The 1,562-nt window shown below is 39.6% G+C and carries 1 pseudogene; it reads left to right on the plus strand.

The features are described 5' to 3' along the window. Positions 1–53: 53 nt before the first annotated feature. A pseudogene (locus DWX73_RS15850) lies at positions 54–1,182 on the plus strand (IS91 family transposase); the annotation flags it as partial. Positions 1,183–1,562: the final 380 nt, after the last annotated feature.

Here is a 1,562-nt window from a genome sequence, read left to right on the forward strand (position 1 = left end):
CTCTTGAGGGGTTAGGGGTTTCTTTTTTTCTCATTTTCCCTCATAATAGTCTTATGAATGTTTTACAAAAAATTTTTAAAGACCATTTTGAGGAAATGATTTATATTCAACATCCTCGTGACTCCGTCATCGAAAATGTAGAAAAAATGATTCATTGTGGCGATCCTTCTTTTGGCGGTGCCATGTATGCCTGCCCTTCCTGCGGAAATTTCAAATATGTTCCTTTCCGCTGTCATTCTAGGTTTTTCCTACCTGCGGCAACATGTATTCCATCGACAGAACTACTTCTATGTCTTTTAAGATCATCAATGTCCAGCATCGCCACTGTGTGTTTACCATTGCTCGAGAACTACGTCCTCTATTTTTAAACGACCGTTCTCTTTTAAACTGCCTTTTCTCTGCTGTCAACAGTGTTGTCACTCGTATGTTCCATAAAGATAACAAAACCGAACTCTTTACTCCTGGCTTTATCTGTGTTCTTCATACCTTTGGCAGAGATTTAAAGTGGAATCCCCATATCCATTGTCTCATTTCCGAGGCGGCGTTGGGAATTCTCTTCATTGGCGTCACAAAAAACACTTCAATTATAGGCTTTTGCGCGATTCATTCCAAACGGCTCTTTTGAACGAGTTACATTCTAAGCTCGGTGACTCCTTTAAAAAACTTAAGGCTTCTATCTACACCGAACATAAAAATGGTTTTTATGTTCGAGCTATGCCCAATAAATGCAACCCCTCTCATGTGATTAAGTACATTGGCCGTTATCTTGGCAGACCAGTCATTGCAACTTCTCGTATTGATTCTTACGACGGTGAATTTGTTACTTTTCACTATAATCGTCATGAAGACGAAAAACTGGTCACTGAAACTCTCCCTGTTCTTGATTTCATGGCACGACTTACTCAGCATATCCCTGAAAAACATTTCAAGATGATTCGTTATTACGGCATATATGCCAGACATCGTAAATCTGACCAATCTCTTCACAGAGCAATCTCCATGGAAAAGCACAAAATATTCCTTTTCTTTAATCGGTGGCGAGATTCTATCCTTCATACTTTTGGTTATGATCCTCTAAAATGCCCTTCTTGTGGTACAACTATGCTTTTCCTTGAGTTATATTTCAACCATGAATCTGTTCCTTTGCATGAATTATATGAAAGAGTGATGCGTAAGCACCGATGCCGTTCTCCTGCCTCTCCTTCTTCTCTTCCACAGTCTCCTGTTACATGGTACAATCAACGTATCTAATATGGAAATGGAGGCTATCACTATGAAACGAATCACTGAGGCAGAACTTGCAAAGGAACTTCGGGAACAGTATATTAAAAATCCTCCAGAAGGCATGACTCTGACGAAGTCCGCGACATGAGCGATGATGATCTTTTGGATATGGATTATTTCTTACACGAATTTGATGATCTGGATGATGACGATTTCGGCGAAGAAGGTTTTTATATCTTCTAAACTCAAACCGTCTATTTCCTTTGCCCGCCTTTGTGCGGGCTATTTTCATTCAAAAGTTCGACGAAAGTCGAACTTTCCTATAAAGTAAAAAAAGC

It is taken from the genome of Coprococcus sp. AF21-14LB, assembly GCF_003458885.1.
Lineage (GTDB): Bacteria > Bacillota > Clostridia > Lachnospirales > Lachnospiraceae > UBA9414.